15 protein-coding genes are annotated in these 12,909 nt (G+C 64.4%); 10 read left to right on the top strand and 5 right to left on the bottom strand.

What is annotated here, in order from left to right; all coding sequences use genetic code 11:
- Positions 1 to 21 precede the first annotated feature (21 nt).
- The 3 genes from NKJ57_RS00770 (at position 22) to NKJ57_RS00760 (ending at position 3,089) form a co-directional block, all read left to right on the top strand.
- Positions 22 to 999 (top strand): tripartite tricarboxylate transporter substrate-binding protein, encoded by a 978-nt coding sequence (locus tag NKJ57_RS00770; protein ID WP_352510286.1) that lies wholly within the window; start codon positions 22 to 24, stop codon positions 997 to 999.
- A 98-nt stretch (positions 1,000 to 1,097) separates the two neighbouring features.
- Entirely contained in the window at positions 1,098 to 1,571 is a 474-nt protein-coding gene (locus tag NKJ57_RS00765; RefSeq protein WP_352510285.1) for a tripartite tricarboxylate transporter TctB family protein, read from the top strand.
- A gap of 9 nt (positions 1,572 to 1,580) precedes the next feature.
- Positions 1,581 to 3,089, top strand: a complete 1,509-nt coding sequence (locus tag NKJ57_RS00760) for a tripartite tricarboxylate transporter permease (protein WP_023683079.1) — start codon at positions 1,581 to 1,583, stop codon at positions 3,087 to 3,089.
- Here the strand turns inward: NKJ57_RS00760 and nth are convergent.
- A complete protein-coding gene (gene nth, locus NKJ57_RS00755; protein WP_023669731.1) occupies positions 3,049 to 3,882 on the bottom strand; it encodes an endonuclease III in 834 nt (277 codons plus the stop codon). The genes NKJ57_RS00760 and nth overlap by 41 nt on opposite strands.
- Before the next feature lie 22 nt (positions 3,883 to 3,904).
- Between nth and NKJ57_RS00750 the strand changes: the two genes are divergently transcribed.
- Positions 3,905 to 4,399 carry a DUF2244 domain-containing protein gene (locus NKJ57_RS00750; RefSeq protein ID WP_352510284.1) on the top strand — a complete coding sequence of 165 codons (495 nt, stop codon included), beginning with the start codon at positions 3,905 to 3,907 and terminating at the stop codon, positions 4,397 to 4,399.
- A gap of 10 nt (positions 4,400 to 4,409) precedes the next feature.
- Here the strand turns inward: NKJ57_RS00750 and NKJ57_RS00745 are convergent, their stop codons facing one another.
- Positions 4,410 to 5,225: a class I SAM-dependent methyltransferase gene (locus tag NKJ57_RS00745; protein WP_352510283.1), complete on the bottom strand. Its 816-nt coding sequence runs from the start codon at positions 5,223 to 5,225 to the stop codon at positions 4,410 to 4,412.
- A 115-nt stretch (positions 5,226 to 5,340) separates the two neighbouring features.
- On the opposite strand from NKJ57_RS00745, the gene NKJ57_RS00740 reads away from it, so the two are divergent.
- From NKJ57_RS00740 to NKJ57_RS00725, 4 genes are all read left to right on the top strand, one after another.
- Positions 5,341 to 6,246, top strand: coding sequence for a methylated-DNA--[protein]-cysteine S-methyltransferase (locus NKJ57_RS00740; RefSeq protein WP_352510282.1), 906 nt, complete (start codon positions 5,341 to 5,343; stop codon positions 6,244 to 6,246).
- 141 nt (positions 6,247 to 6,387) lie between these two features.
- Entirely contained in the window at positions 6,388 to 7,296 is a 909-nt protein-coding gene (locus NKJ57_RS00735; protein ID WP_023747048.1) for a ribokinase, read from the top strand.
- On the top strand, positions 7,293 to 8,753 hold the full coding sequence (locus NKJ57_RS00730) for an amidase (protein WP_352510280.1): 1,461 nt from the start codon (positions 7,293 to 7,295) through the stop codon (positions 8,751 to 8,753). Before NKJ57_RS00735 ends, NKJ57_RS00730 begins: the two co-directional genes overlap by 4 nt.
- A 97-nt stretch (positions 8,754 to 8,850) precedes the next feature.
- Positions 8,851 to 9,465 (top strand): LysE family translocator, encoded by a 615-nt coding sequence (locus NKJ57_RS00725; protein WP_023704199.1) that lies wholly within the window; start codon positions 8,851 to 8,853, stop codon positions 9,463 to 9,465.
- Positions 9,466 to 9,667: 202 nt separating this feature from the next.
- Here the strand turns inward: NKJ57_RS00725 and NKJ57_RS00720 are convergent, their stop codons facing one another.
- Positions 9,668 to 10,609, bottom strand: coding sequence for a nucleoside hydrolase (locus NKJ57_RS00720; protein WP_023698210.1), 942 nt, complete (start codon positions 10,607 to 10,609; stop codon positions 9,668 to 9,670).
- Positions 10,610 to 10,753: 144 nt separating this feature from the next.
- Here NKJ57_RS00720 and NKJ57_RS00715 point away from each other — a divergent pair, with 144 nt between their 5' ends.
- Positions 10,754 to 11,179, top strand: coding sequence for an Hsp20 family protein (locus NKJ57_RS00715; RefSeq protein ID WP_352510279.1), 426 nt, complete (start codon positions 10,754 to 10,756; stop codon positions 11,177 to 11,179).
- A 65-nt stretch (positions 11,180 to 11,244) separates the two neighbouring features.
- A complete protein-coding gene (locus tag NKJ57_RS00710; protein WP_023686566.1) occupies positions 11,245 to 11,502 on the top strand; it encodes a BQ00720 family protein in 258 nt (85 codons plus the stop codon).
- A 71-nt stretch (positions 11,503 to 11,573) separates the two neighbouring features.
- Here NKJ57_RS00710 and ptsN read toward each other — a convergent pair whose 3' ends face one another.
- Positions 11,574 to 12,038, bottom strand: coding sequence for a PTS IIA-like nitrogen regulatory protein PtsN (gene ptsN, locus NKJ57_RS00705; RefSeq protein ID WP_023669743.1), 465 nt, complete (start codon positions 12,036 to 12,038; stop codon positions 11,574 to 11,576).
- A gap of 108 nt (positions 12,039 to 12,146) precedes the next feature.
- Positions 12,147 to 12,731, bottom strand: a complete 585-nt coding sequence (hpf, locus tag NKJ57_RS00700) for a ribosome hibernation-promoting factor, HPF/YfiA family (RefSeq protein WP_023747046.1) — start codon at positions 12,729 to 12,731, stop codon at positions 12,147 to 12,149.
- Positions 12,732 to 12,909: the final 178 nt, after the last annotated feature.

The raw sequence follows: 12,909 nt of genomic DNA, 5'->3' as shown, positions 1-12,909 counted from the left end.
TATCCTGGGAGGAGAATTACGATGAGGAAAATTGTAGCCGCCCTGGCCGCCGCCGCGGCCGTCACGCTTTATTCGTTCACCGCCAGCGCACAGACCTATCCCGAGCGCACCATCACCATCGTCGTGCCGTTTGCGGCCGGCGGTCCGACCGACACGGTTACGCGGCTCGTCGCCGAAGCCATGTCGAAGGATCTCGGCCAGCAGATCATCGTCGAGAATGTCGGCGGCGCCGGCGGCACGCTGGGCGCCGGCCGCGTCGCCAACGCCGACCCGGATGGCTACACGCTGCTCATCCATCACATCGGCATGGCGACCAGCGCCACGCTCTACAGAAAACTCGCCTACGACACGCTCAACGCCTTCGAGTATGTCGGCCTCGTCACCGAGGTGCCGATGGCGATCGTCGCCCGCAAGGACCTGGAGCCGGCCGACCTGAAAGGGCTGGTCGAATACGCCAAGACCAACAAGGACACCATCACCGTCGCCAATGCCGGCATCGGCGCTGCCTCGCATCTGTGCGGCATGCTGTTCATGAGCGCCATCGGCACGCCGCTGGTCACCGTACCCTACAAGGGCACCGGCCCGGCCATGACCGACCTTCTCGGCGGCCAGGTCGACATCATGTGCGACCAGACCACCAACACCACCAAGCAAATCCAGGGCGGCACGATCAAGGCCTATGCCGTCACGACGCCGGAGCGCCTCGACGTGCTGAAGGACGTGCCGACGACCATCGAAGCCGGCCTGCCCGCGGTGCAGGTCGGCATCTGGCACGGCCTCTATGCGCCGAAGGGCACGCCGGCCGAGATCACCGGCCGACTGTCGAAATCGCTCCAGGTCGCGCTGAAGGACCCCAACGTCATCGCCCGCTTCGCCGAACTCGGCACCAAGCCGTCGTCCGAGGCCGACGCGACGCCGGCAGCGCTGAAGACCAAGCTGGAAGGCGAGATCACGCGCTGGAAGCCGATCATCGAAGCCGCCGGCCAATACGCCGACTGAGGCTTGAACGGGGCGCTGCCGGCGCCCCGTTTTCGCTTCGACGTCCGTTTTCACATTTGCAACGGCAAGCCCGTTGCAAGGGTCAGGGGAGGACCGCCATGAAACCTTTCGCCATCGACAGGACAAACGGCCTGTGCGCCGCGCTGTTCATCTTTTTCGGCGCCTTTTTCGCGATACAATCGCTCGGCCTCGAAATCGGCACCGCCTTTCGCATGGGACCGGGCTATTTCCCGCTGGTGCTGGCGATCGTGCTGATCGTGCTCGGCGCCATCATCCTCGTCCAGGCGGTGCGCGTCGAGGGCGAGCCGATCGGCCCCATTGCGTGGCGCGGCATGCTGTTCATCCTGCCGGCGCCGATCTTTTTCGGCATGACCGTGCGCGGCCTCGGCTTCGTCCCGTCGATCTTCCTGACGGCGTTGATCGCCTCTTTTGGCAGCGCCCGCATGAAGCCGCTGACGGCACTTCTGCTGTCGGCCGGCCTGACGCTGTTTTCGGTGCTGGTCTTCAGCTACGCGCTCGGGCTGCCATTCCAGCGCTTCGGCCCCTGGTTGCCCCAATGGCTGGCATTGTGAGGCGCTGAGATGGACCTCCTCAGGAACCTCGAACTCGGCTTTTCGACGGCCACCACGCCGGCCAATCTGGGTTTTTGCCTCATCGGCGTTCTGCTCGGCACGCTGATCGGCGTCCTGCCCGGCATCGGCGCCACCGCAACCATCGCCATGCTGCTGCCGATCACCTTCCAGATCGGCGACCCGGTCTCGTCCCTCATCATGCTGGCCGGCATCTACTACGGCGCCCAGTATGGCGGTTCGACCACCGCCATTCTCATCAACATGCCCGGCGAATCCTCCTCGGCCGTGACCGCCATCGACGGCTACCAGATGGCCAGGAACGGTCGCGCCGGGGCGGCTCTGGCGATCGCCGCGATCGGCTCGTTCTTCGCCGGCACGGTGTCGACCTTTCTCGTCGCCGTCTTTGCCCCGCCGCTGACGGCAATAGCCCTGCAATTCGGCGCGGCCGAATATTTTTCGCTGATGATCGTCGGCCTCGTCTCGTCCATCGCGCTCGCCCACGGCTCGATCGTCAAGGCGCTGGCGATGGTCGTGCTCGGCCTGCTGCTCGGCATTGTCGGCACCGACATCTACACCGGCACGCCGCGCTTCACGCTCGGCATCCGCGAATATGCCGACGGGCTGAACTTCGTCGCGGTGGCGGTCGGCGTCTTCGGCGTTGCCGAGATCCTGCGCAATCTCGAAAACGAGCACGAGCGCTCGGTGATGATCAAAAAGGTCTCCGGCCTGATGCCGACCCGCGACGACTTCAAGGCGATGGCCGCGCCCATCGTGCGCGGCACGATCATCGGTTCGGCGCTCGGCATCCTGCCCGGCGGCGGCGCGGTGCTTGCGGCCTTTGCCTCCTACACGGTCGAAAAGCGCGTGTCGAAACACCCGGAGGAGTTCGGCAAGGGCGCCATTGCCGGCGTCGCCGGACCGGAATCGGCCAACAATGCCGGCGCCCAGACCTCCTTCATTCCGATGCTGACGCTGGGCATTCCGGCCAATCCGGTCATGGCGCTGATGATCGGCGCCATGATCATCCAGGGCATCGTGCCCGGCCCCAATGTCGCGATCGAGCAGCCGGCGCTGTTCTGGGGCATCATCGCCTCGATGTGGATCGGCAATCTGATGCTGATCGTGCTGAACCTGCCGCTGATCGGGCTGTGGGTGAAGCTGCTGACGATCCCCTATTATGTGCTCTTCCCGATCATCATGGCGTTCTGCTCGATCGGCGTTTACAGCGTCAACACCAACGCCTTCGATCTCTACGCGGTCGCATTCTTCGGCCTGCTCGGCTACATCCTGACCAAGCTGCGCTGCGAACCCGCACCCCTGCTGCTCGGCTTCGTGCTTGGCCCGCTGCTCGAGGAAAACCTGCGCCGCGCCATGATCCTGTCGCGCGGCGACCCCTCGACCTTCGTGACGCGGCCGATCAGCGCCGGCCTGCTGCTCGTCGCACTGGCCGTGCTCGTCGTCGTCTTCCTGCCGTCGGTCAAGAAGAAGCGCGAAGAGGTGTTCGTGGAGGAAAGCTAGTTGTCGGGACGCCGGGCGCCGCGATTTCCACCAGCGGCGCCGGCACATCGGTCGTCTTCACTTCGGCCTTGCAGAGATCGGCGATGACGCAGGCCGGGCAATCGGGTTTGCGCGCCTTGCAGACATAGCGGCCATGCAGGATCAGCCAGTGATGCGCGTGGCGCATATACTCATCCGGAATGATCCGCAGCAGCCCTTGCTCGACCTGCTCCGGCGTCTTGCCTGGCGCCAGGCCGAGGCGGTTGCCGATGCGGAAAATATGGGTGTCGACCGCCATCGTGTGCTGGCCGAACGCCATGTTGAGCACGACATTGGCGGTCTTGCGCCCGACCCCCGGCAGCTTGACCAACTCATCGCGCTCGCTGGGCACCTCGCCGCCGTAATCGCGTATCAGCGCCTCCGAGAGCGCCACGACATTCTTGGCCTTGTTGCGCCAGAGTCCGATGGTGCGGATGTACTCGCCGACCCTGGCTCCGCCCAGCGCCAGCATCTTTTCAGGTGTGTCGGCGACCTTGAACAACGCCCGCGTCGCCTTGTTGACGCCGGCATCGGTCGCCTGCGCCGACAGCACCACGGCCACCAGCAGCGTGAAGGCGTTGACGTGCTCGAGCTCGCCCTTCGGCTCGGGCCGCTGCACCGAAAACCGCCGGAAGATCTCATGCACCTCGGCGGCGCTGTAGAGCGAACGGAGCCGCGCCGGCCGCGGTCGCGGCTTGGCATTCGAGCCGTCGCGCCGCCCGGGCTGCAGTTCACTTTTGGATAGGGAAAGATTTTTGGACTTGGGGCTGGCCATATCCCTCCTATAATATCCTGGGATGAGCGACACAAACGCCTCGTTTCAGGCCGACGAGCCATTCTTCCAGGCGCTGCTGACACCGCACCGCTCGCTGGGCCGCACCGGCTTTGCCGTGCTGATGGGCGCGCTGCTGTTCGGCTGGGTGGTGACCGGGGCGTTTTTCCTGTCGCGCGGCGCTTGGCCGGTGTTCGGCTTCTTCGGCCTCGACGTCATCGCCGTCTACATCGCCTTCCGCGCCAACTATCGTGCCGCCCGTGCCCGCGAGGAAGTGTCGGTGTCGCGCACCAGCCTCGACATCCGCAAGACGGCGCCCTCGGGAAAGTCGGAAGCGCATCGCTTCAACCCGTTCTGGGCACGCTTTTCCGTCGCTCGCCATGCCGAGATCGGCATCACCAGGATGACGGTGGAAGCACAAGGACAGAATGTGCCGATCGGGTCATTCCTGGACCCTGACTCCCGCGAGAGTTTTGCCACTGCATTTTCACGTGCTCTGACAAAAGCCAGGACGCATTAGAGCCGGCGCGTCAGAACCGGTAGCGTAAAATCCTGCCGACCTTGCGCAATGCGGGAATGTGTCTCCAGAGGCCGATGAACAGTTTTGCGGACCAGCTCATGTGCGCTGTGCGTTCCGCGCTGTAGGCCGAGATATCGTCGACAAAGCGCAGCTTCGGAACGGCACGCTCCAGTTCCTGTAGGTCGTCGATCGCCCAGTGAACCTCGGCGCCCGTCGCCCTGATGGTCGGATTGAGGCGCAGCATCTTCAGGCCGAAGTGGCTGTAGGCGTCGAACATCAGCTCGCCGCCGGCAAGATGCGCGACAAGGCGTGACAGCAGCCGTGGCCCCTCCTCTACCGGGAGATAAGGCGTCAACCCCTCCATCACCACGACGGCCGGACGATTGCGCGGCACTTCTGCCAGCCAGTCTGGGTCGGTTACCGAAGAGCCGACGAGGTGGTAGTGGTCCCGGGACGGGTAAAGCTTGCGCCGGAGCGCGATGACATCCGGAAAATCGACATCGAACCACTCCACGCCTTCGGGTGGATCGACACGGAAAATGCGCGTATCGAGCCCGCAGCCGAGATGCAGCACGATGGCGCCGGGATTTCTGGCGATGAAGTCCTGAACGCGGACATCATACGTCTTGGCCCGGATCGCCAGGCCGATGCCGAGATTGGTGTCGACCTTGAGGCGCGAGAAATCATAGTCGATCTTGCGCACGGCCTCGTCGGCGAAGCGATCCCCGAGCAGCGAATGCGGCAGCCGGCTTTCCAGTGCCTTGCCATAAAGCGTCATCAGCAAGGTCTCCCTTGCTCCGCTCAGATTCACCCTTTCGCCGGCCATTGGCATCTCCCGGGGCGCAATCCAGTATTTATCTGGGAACAGGCGGCAACAAGGCAAGTTTCGGGTGGTTGCAAGGGGCGGAAAGACCGATATTCGCGGTCAAGGAGATATTGCCATGAACGCCCAGATGACCATGAATACGCAGATGAAACCGACAGCGATCCTGCAGCACGACATCACCCCCGAGGGCAGCGACTACGAGGTCGTGCGCCGCGCCATCGAGAAGATCAGCCTCGACTATCGCGACCAGCCCTCGCTGGAAGCCCTGGCAGCCGATGTCGGCGAGACACCCACGGGCCTGCAAAAGCTGTTCACCCGCTGGGCCGGCCTGTCGCCAAAAGCCTTCCTGCAGGCGGTCACCCTCGACCATGCCCGCAAACTGCTCGATTCCGGCATGCCGCTCCTCGAAACATCGTTCGAACTCGGCATGTCCGGCCCCGGCCGGCTGCACGATTTGTTCGTCACCCACGAGGCGATGTCGCCGGGCGACTACAAGACGCGCGGCTCCGGCCTGACCATCCGCTACGGCTACCACATCTCGCCCTTCGGCATCGCCCTGATCATGGTCACCGACCGTGGCCTTGCGGGGCTCGCCTTCAACGATCCGGGCGGCGAGCGGGCGGCTTTCGCCGACATGTCGGGCCGCTGGCCGAACGCCACCTATGTCGAGGACATGAGCGCCACCCAGCCCTATGCGGCGCGCATCTTCGATCCGACATTGTGGCGCGCCGACCAGCCGCTGCGCGTGGTGATGATCGGCTCCGACTTCCAGCTGCGCGTCTGGGACGCGCTGCTCAGGATCCCGATGGGCAAGGCCTGCACTTATTCTTCGATCGCCTCCAGGATCGGCGCGCCAAACGCCAGCCGGGCGGTGGGGGCGGCGGTCGGCGCCAACCCATTGTCCTTCGTCGTCCCTTGCCATCGGGCGCTGGGCAAGTCCGGCGCACTCACCGGCTACCACTGGGGCCTGACCCGCAAACGCGCCATCCTCGGTTGGGAAGCGGGCCAGACCGCGTCCTGAAGCTGCCCGCATCAAACAACACCGGCGAAATCCCTTCGCCGGTGTTTTTCTTTTTGCGAGCTCCCGGCGCAAAACATCCGCACGCTCTGGCAAGCCGCCGGCTTACAGGTTAGCTTCCCGCGCATTCCGCAGGAGGCTTTCTTGATCATCGTTGTCGGCTCGATCAACCTCGACCTTATCGCCAATGTCGACCGCCTGCCTTCGCCGGGCGAGACGGTTCGCGGCTCCGGCTTCACCACCGCGCCCGGCGGCAAGGGCGCCAACCAGGCGCTGGCTGCGGCGCGCGCCGGCGCCAAGGTGCGCATGGTCGGCGCCGTCGGCAAGGACAATTTCGCAACCGAAGCCCTCGCTTTGCTCGTGGCCGGCAAGGTCGATCTCTCCGGCGTCGGCCAGAGCTTCGCCTCCACCGGCACGGCGCTGATCCTCGTCGGCGCCGATGGCGAGAATGTCATCGCCGTCGTGCCGGGCGCCAATGATTCGGTGCTGCCCGGCGATCTCGCCAAGGCTTTCCTTGCGAAGGGCGACGTCGTCCTGCTGCAGCACGAGATCCCGCTGCAGACCGTCGATGCAGCGCTTGACGCCGCACGCGCCGCCGGCGCCGTCACCGTGCTCAACACCGCGCCGTTCCGTAGCGAGGCGGCAGCGTTGCTCGGCAAGGCCGACTACGCCGTCGCCAACGAAACCGAATTCGACCTTTACGGCGAGGCGCTGTCGCTGAAAGGCCGCGACCGCCCGGCGCGCATGCGCGACTTCGCCGGCAAAACCGGCCGCACCATCGTCGTCACGCTCGGCGGCGACGGCGTGCTGGCGGCGATCCCGGAGGATTTCCTGACCGTGCCGGCGCTGAAGATCACGCCGGTCGACACCGTCGGGGCCGGCGATACTTTTTGCGGTTATCTCGCCGCCGGGCTGGCGTCCAACCTGCCGCTGGAGCAGGCTCTCACCCGCGCCGCAGCCGCCGGCTCGCTCGCCTGCCTGAAGCCCGGCGCCCAGCCGGCCATCCCGCTGGCGGCGGATGTCGACACCGCCCTGCGCAACAACGCCGGATGACAGCCCTGCGCCCCGCAACGAAGCACGCCGCGCCCCCCGCCGGCGACATCTGCCGGATGTCCGCTGTCGACCTGGCCGAGGCGATCCGGCTGCGCCGCCTGTCCGTGCGCGAGTTGGTCGCCGCATTCCTCGACCGCATCGACGCGGTAAACCCGCTGGTCAACGCCATCGTCTCGTTGCGCGAGCGCTCCGACATCCTGCGCGAGGCCGACGCGGCGGACGCCGATCTGGCGCAAGGCGGGCCGGCCGGCTCGCTGTTTGGCCTGCCGATGGCGATAAAAGACCTCGCCATGACGCGCGGCTTGAGGACCAGTTTCGGCTCGCCGATCTTCGCCGATTTCGTGCCACAGGAGGATGATTTCTTCGTCGAGCGCATCCGCAAGGCCGGCGGCATCATCATCGGCAAGACCAACGTTCCCGAATTCGGGCTGGGATCCAACACCTACAATAATGTTTTCGGACCGACGCTGAACGCGTTCGATCCGGCGCTGACCGCCGGCGGCTCGAGCGGCGGCGCAGCGGTCGCCCTTGCGCTCGACATGGTCCCGGTCGCCGACGGCAGCGATTTCGGCGGCTCGCTCCGCAATCCGGCGGCGTGGAACAATGTCTATGGCTTCCGCCCGTCGCAGGGCCTTGTCCCCGGCGGGCCGGATCTTGAAGTCTTTCATGCCCAGATGGGCATAGACGGACCGATGGGCCGCAGCATCAGGGACATGGCGCTGCTGCTCGATGTGCAGGCGGGCTACCATCCGCATGCGCCCTTGTCCTGGGAAAAGCCTGGTTCGTTCCTCGAAGGGCTGGCAACGCCGGCAAGCGGCGGCCGCGTCGGCTGGCTCGGTGATCTCGGCGGTCACCTGCCGGTAGAGCCTGGCATCCTCGACCTGTGCGAGGCCGCACTCGGCCGCTTCGCGGAGGCATCCTTCCTGACCGAGCCCTTGCTGCCGGATTTCGATTTCGAGGCACTGTGGCAAGCCTTCGTGACGCTGCGGCAGGCGAGCAGCGGCTCGGCGCTGAAAGTCCATTATGACGACCCGCACAAGCGCGCCCTGCTGAAGCCGGAAGCCGTCTGGGAGGTGGAGAACGCCATGCGACTGACGGCGCCGCAGATCCGCGCGGCCTCGGTCATCCGCACCTCCTGGCACCGGACGCTGCTGTCGCTGTTCGAGCACTTCGATCTCATCGCGCTGCCGACGGCGCAGGTGTTTCCTTTCGAAGTCGGCACGCATTGGCCAAGTGAGGTCGCCGGACGCGCCATGGACAGCTACCATCGCTGGATGCAGGTTTCGGCCTTCGCCACGCTCGGCGGCTGTCCGGCGCTCAACGTGCCTGTCGGCTTCGACGACAAAGGCCGCCCCATGGGCATGCAGTTGATCGGCCGGCCGCGCGGCGACCTCGCCGTGCTCAGGGCCGGAGCGGCCTATGAGGCGACCTTGCCTTGGCAGGTGGGGGCGTCCTGACGCGAGGGGCGGCACGGTCTGCGACCGGCTTGCACCAGCCCCGCCGCCATGCATTGATTGCAGCCAGCCGCCTAAGCGCATCCTCGAGGAAATCCCCATGTCGCTGGAACTCTACGCCGCCTATGTCCTTGCCTGCATCGTCATCATCCTGGTGCCCGGTCCGACTGTGACGCTGATCATCGCCAACAGCATCCGCCATGGCTACCGCGCCGGCCTTGCCAATGTCGCCGGCACGCAGGCCGGGCTCGCCGTGATGATCGCCATTGTCGGCATCGGCCTCAACACGCTGATATCGGGCATGGGCCACTGGTTCGAATGGGTACGCCTGATCGGCGCCGCCTATCTGATCTGGATGGGGGTGCAGATGTTCCGTTCCAAGGGCGCGCTGAATGCCGACGGCACCGCGAGAAAGCCGCGCGGCGGCTTCTTCCTGCAGGGCCTGCTCGTGGCGCTGAGCAACCCCAAGACCCTGGTGTTCTTCGGCGCCTTCTTCCCGCAATTCATCGCCCCGCAGGGCAATTACACCCTGCAGATCGTCGTCATGGGCCTTACCGCCATGATCTTTGCCGCCGTCTCGGACTCGACCTACGCGCTCGCCGCCAGCCGCGCCGGCCGCCTGCTCTCGGCCAGCCGCATCAAGCTGATGTCCAGGATCAGCGGCAGTTTTTTGGTCGGCGGCGGCGTGTGGCTGGCGTTTTCAAAGGCGAAGTAACGGCGCCTTTTCCTTCTCCCCTTGTGGGAGAAGGTGGATCGGCGCGATAGCGCCGAGACGGTTGAGGGGTGTTCCAGCGGAGTGAGACGCTGGCGTTTCCTGGAACACCTCTCCGTCGCCTTCGGCGACACCGCCCGGGGGCGAGCCACTTGTCTCGCCCCGTCCCTTCGGAACCCACAATGGGGAGAAAGGAAAGACAGAGCTAAAGCCGAGCCAACCGCTCCACCAGCAGCGCGAAAAAGGCGTCATGGTCGATGTCGCGCATCACCATGGCGTTCTTCGGCCGCTTGGTCACGCCCCACCAGTCGATCACGGTCATGCCCATGGTGAGTTCGGAGGTGGTTTCGACGGTGACGTTGCAGTTGCGGCCCTTGAACAGCTCCGGCTTCAACAGATAGGCGATGACGCAGGGGTCGTGCAGCGGGCCGCCATCGGTGCCGTATTTCTCCTCGTCGAAGCGCTCGAAGAACTCCAGCATCTCGGCCGTCGCGGTGCCGACCCTGGTGCCGAGCTGGCGGATGGCCTGCGTGCGCTTGGCCGTGGTCAGCGCCTTGTGGGTGACGTCGAGCGGCATCATGACGATCGGAATGCCGGATTTGAACACCAGGTCGGCGGCTTGCGGATCGACATAGATGTTGAATTCTGCGGTCGGCGTGACATTGCCGCCTTCGAAGAAACCGCCGCCCATCAGTACGATTTCCTTGATGCGCGGCGCGATCTTCGGCTCACGGATCAGCGCCAGCGCGACATTGGTGAGCGGGCCGAGCGCGCACAGGGTGATCGTACCGGCCTCTTCCTTCATCAGGGTCTCGACGATGAAGTCGACCGCATACTGGCCCTGCAGCTTCATCTTCGGATCGGGCAGTTGCGGGCCGTTGAGGCCGGTCTTGCCATGCACTTCCTCGGCGGTGACCAGCTCGCGCGCCAACGGGCGGATGGCGCCTGCATAGACCTTGATGTCGGGCCGGCCGGCCAGTTCGCAGATTTTCCTGGCGTTCTTTTCGGTCAATTTCAGCGGCACGTTGCCGGCAACAGCAGAGATGCCGACGATCTCCAGCTCGGCGCTGCCGAGCGCCAGCAATATGGCGACGGCATCGTCCTGGCCGGGATCCGTGTCGATGATGATCTTGCGGGTCTGGGGCATTTCATTTCCTTATGCGGGGGAGTCTTTTTGGCGGGGGTGTTCGGCGGCTTGAACTTGGCCGCGGCGCGGACCATATCAAGACCATCGGGAAAAATGCCATCCGGGTTTTTCCAGTTTATGTCGCTCCAAAGAGGACAGTGTAACATGAGCCGAATGACGCCCTTCTCCAGCCCGCTTCTCCTTGGTTTCGATGCCATGGAAAAGACCCTGGAACGACTGGCGAAATCCGGTGACAGCTATCCTCCCTACAACATCGAGCGCCTCAGCGGTGCCGACGGCAAGGCCGAAAGGCTGCGCATTACGCTGGCTGTCGCGGGTTTCGCCGAAAGCGATCTCGATGTCACCACGGAGGAAAACCAGCTGGTCGTGCGCGGCCGTCAAGCCGACGACACCGAGCGCGAATTCCTCCACCGCGGCATCGCCGCGCGCCAGTTCCAGCGCTGTTTCGTGCTGGCCGACGGCATGCGGGTGATCGCAGCGGAACTGAAGAACGGCCTTTTGTCGATCGATCTCGATCGGCCGGATACCGAACGGCTGGTACGGAAAATAAATATATCGGTGAAAGACTGATCTTTACCGATGGCTCTCATGCGGGGATGGCCTTGAGCGGCGTCCTCGCGCCAAGGAGGCTTGAAATGACCAGAACTGACGAAACCATCATCATGACCAGCGGCGAATTCGCCCATCTCGGCGAAGGCTCGGTCGCTTATCTGCGCAAGGTCTCGAGCGACGAATTGCTCGGCCGCTTCCCCAATCTGGGCGAAATCGCGCCCGGCATGGTCCTGTGGGCCCTGTTTGCCGCCAACGGCCAGCCGATCCTGCTTTCGGATGCGAAAGACCGGGCTTTGGCCGGCGCCATGGAAAACGACCTGACCACTGTCGCCATTCACTAAGGCGACTGCTGGCGGTTGAAATGGAGAGGGCCGCCTTCGGCGGCCCCTGGAAGACTTAAATCCGAAGAACTTCAGGCGGCGTGCGAGGCCTGCGTGTCCGAAAGCAGTGCGTGGATGGCGACCGCGTCGCGCGTGCCTCTGATCTTGGCCACCGTGTCGGCGTCGCGCAAAACCCTGGCGATGCGCGACAGTGCCTTGAGGTGATCGGCGCCGGCGCCTTCCGGGGCCAGCAGCAAAAACACCAGATCGACCGGCTGGTCATCCAGGGCCTCGAAATCGACCGGCGTCTCCAGCCGGGCAAAGACGCCGGCGATGCGCTTCACCCCGGCGAGCTTGCCGTGCGGAATGGCGATGCCGTTGCCGACGCCGGTGGAGCCCAGCCGTTCGCGCTGCAGGATGGTGTCGAACACCTCGCGCTCCGGAATGCCGGAAATCGCCGCCGCTCTCTCGGACAGCAACTGCAGAAGCTGCTTTTTGGAGTTCGCCTTCAACGCCGGCAAGATCGCCGGAACGTTGAGAAGATCGCTCAGATCCATATTTGAAATCCCTTATTCGCCTGCCGTCGCCAGTCCTCGCCCCTCGCGCGGCTGGCTATTATCTCCGCGAGACCATTGTCGTCACCTGTGCGACCATTGTCGTTGTCGTCACGCCTGTGCGACTTTGGTCGTCGACGGGTCGATCCAGCCGATATTTCCGTCCGGCCGCCGATAGACGATGTTGAGGTGGTCGTTTCCGGCGTTGCGGAATACGAAAACCGGGCTGTCCTTGGTGTCGAGTTCGATAACCGCCGACGCCACCGACATGGTCTGCAGCGTCATGGTTGATTCGGCGACGATGGCCGGGGCGTAGTCCTCCGGAATGTCCTCATCGTCATCGGTCAGCGGCGCCATCACCGTATAGGCGATGTCGGTGATTTCGCCATTTCCACTGCCTGAATTGTGCGATTTCAGACGGCGTTTGTAGCGCCGCAGCCTGGTTTCGAGGCGATCCGCGGCCGCCTCGAAGGCAAGTGTCGGATCCTGGGAATCGCCGGTTGCCTGGAGCGAAGCGCCGGAATCCAGCCTGATCATGCAATCGGCCGAGTAACGCGACCCCGATTTGATGACCGTGACGTGCCCTGAAAAACCGCGATCGAAATATTTTCCAATCGCCTCGCCGACACGATCGGTAATGCGCGTACGCAACGCATCGCCGATATCCATGTGTTTACCCGATATGCGCAATTTCATCTGAAAACTGACCTTCCTTGCTCAGGCTTCAAACTGGCCAGAGTTTATACTCGTGATCCGTGCGCACAAGCTTTGCGGCGTCAACTCGCGCCGATTTTAAATCCGAACTTTCCGGTTGATCACAATCCGCCTTCTTGGCCGTCCCGTGGCCTTCATCGTGACGGACCATCCGCATGCG

The organism is Mesorhizobium sp. M0077 (assembly GCF_040322955.1).
Classification (GTDB): domain Bacteria; phylum Pseudomonadota; class Alphaproteobacteria; order Rhizobiales; family Rhizobiaceae; genus Mesorhizobium.
This window is presented reverse-complemented; position numbering and strand designations above follow the sequence as displayed.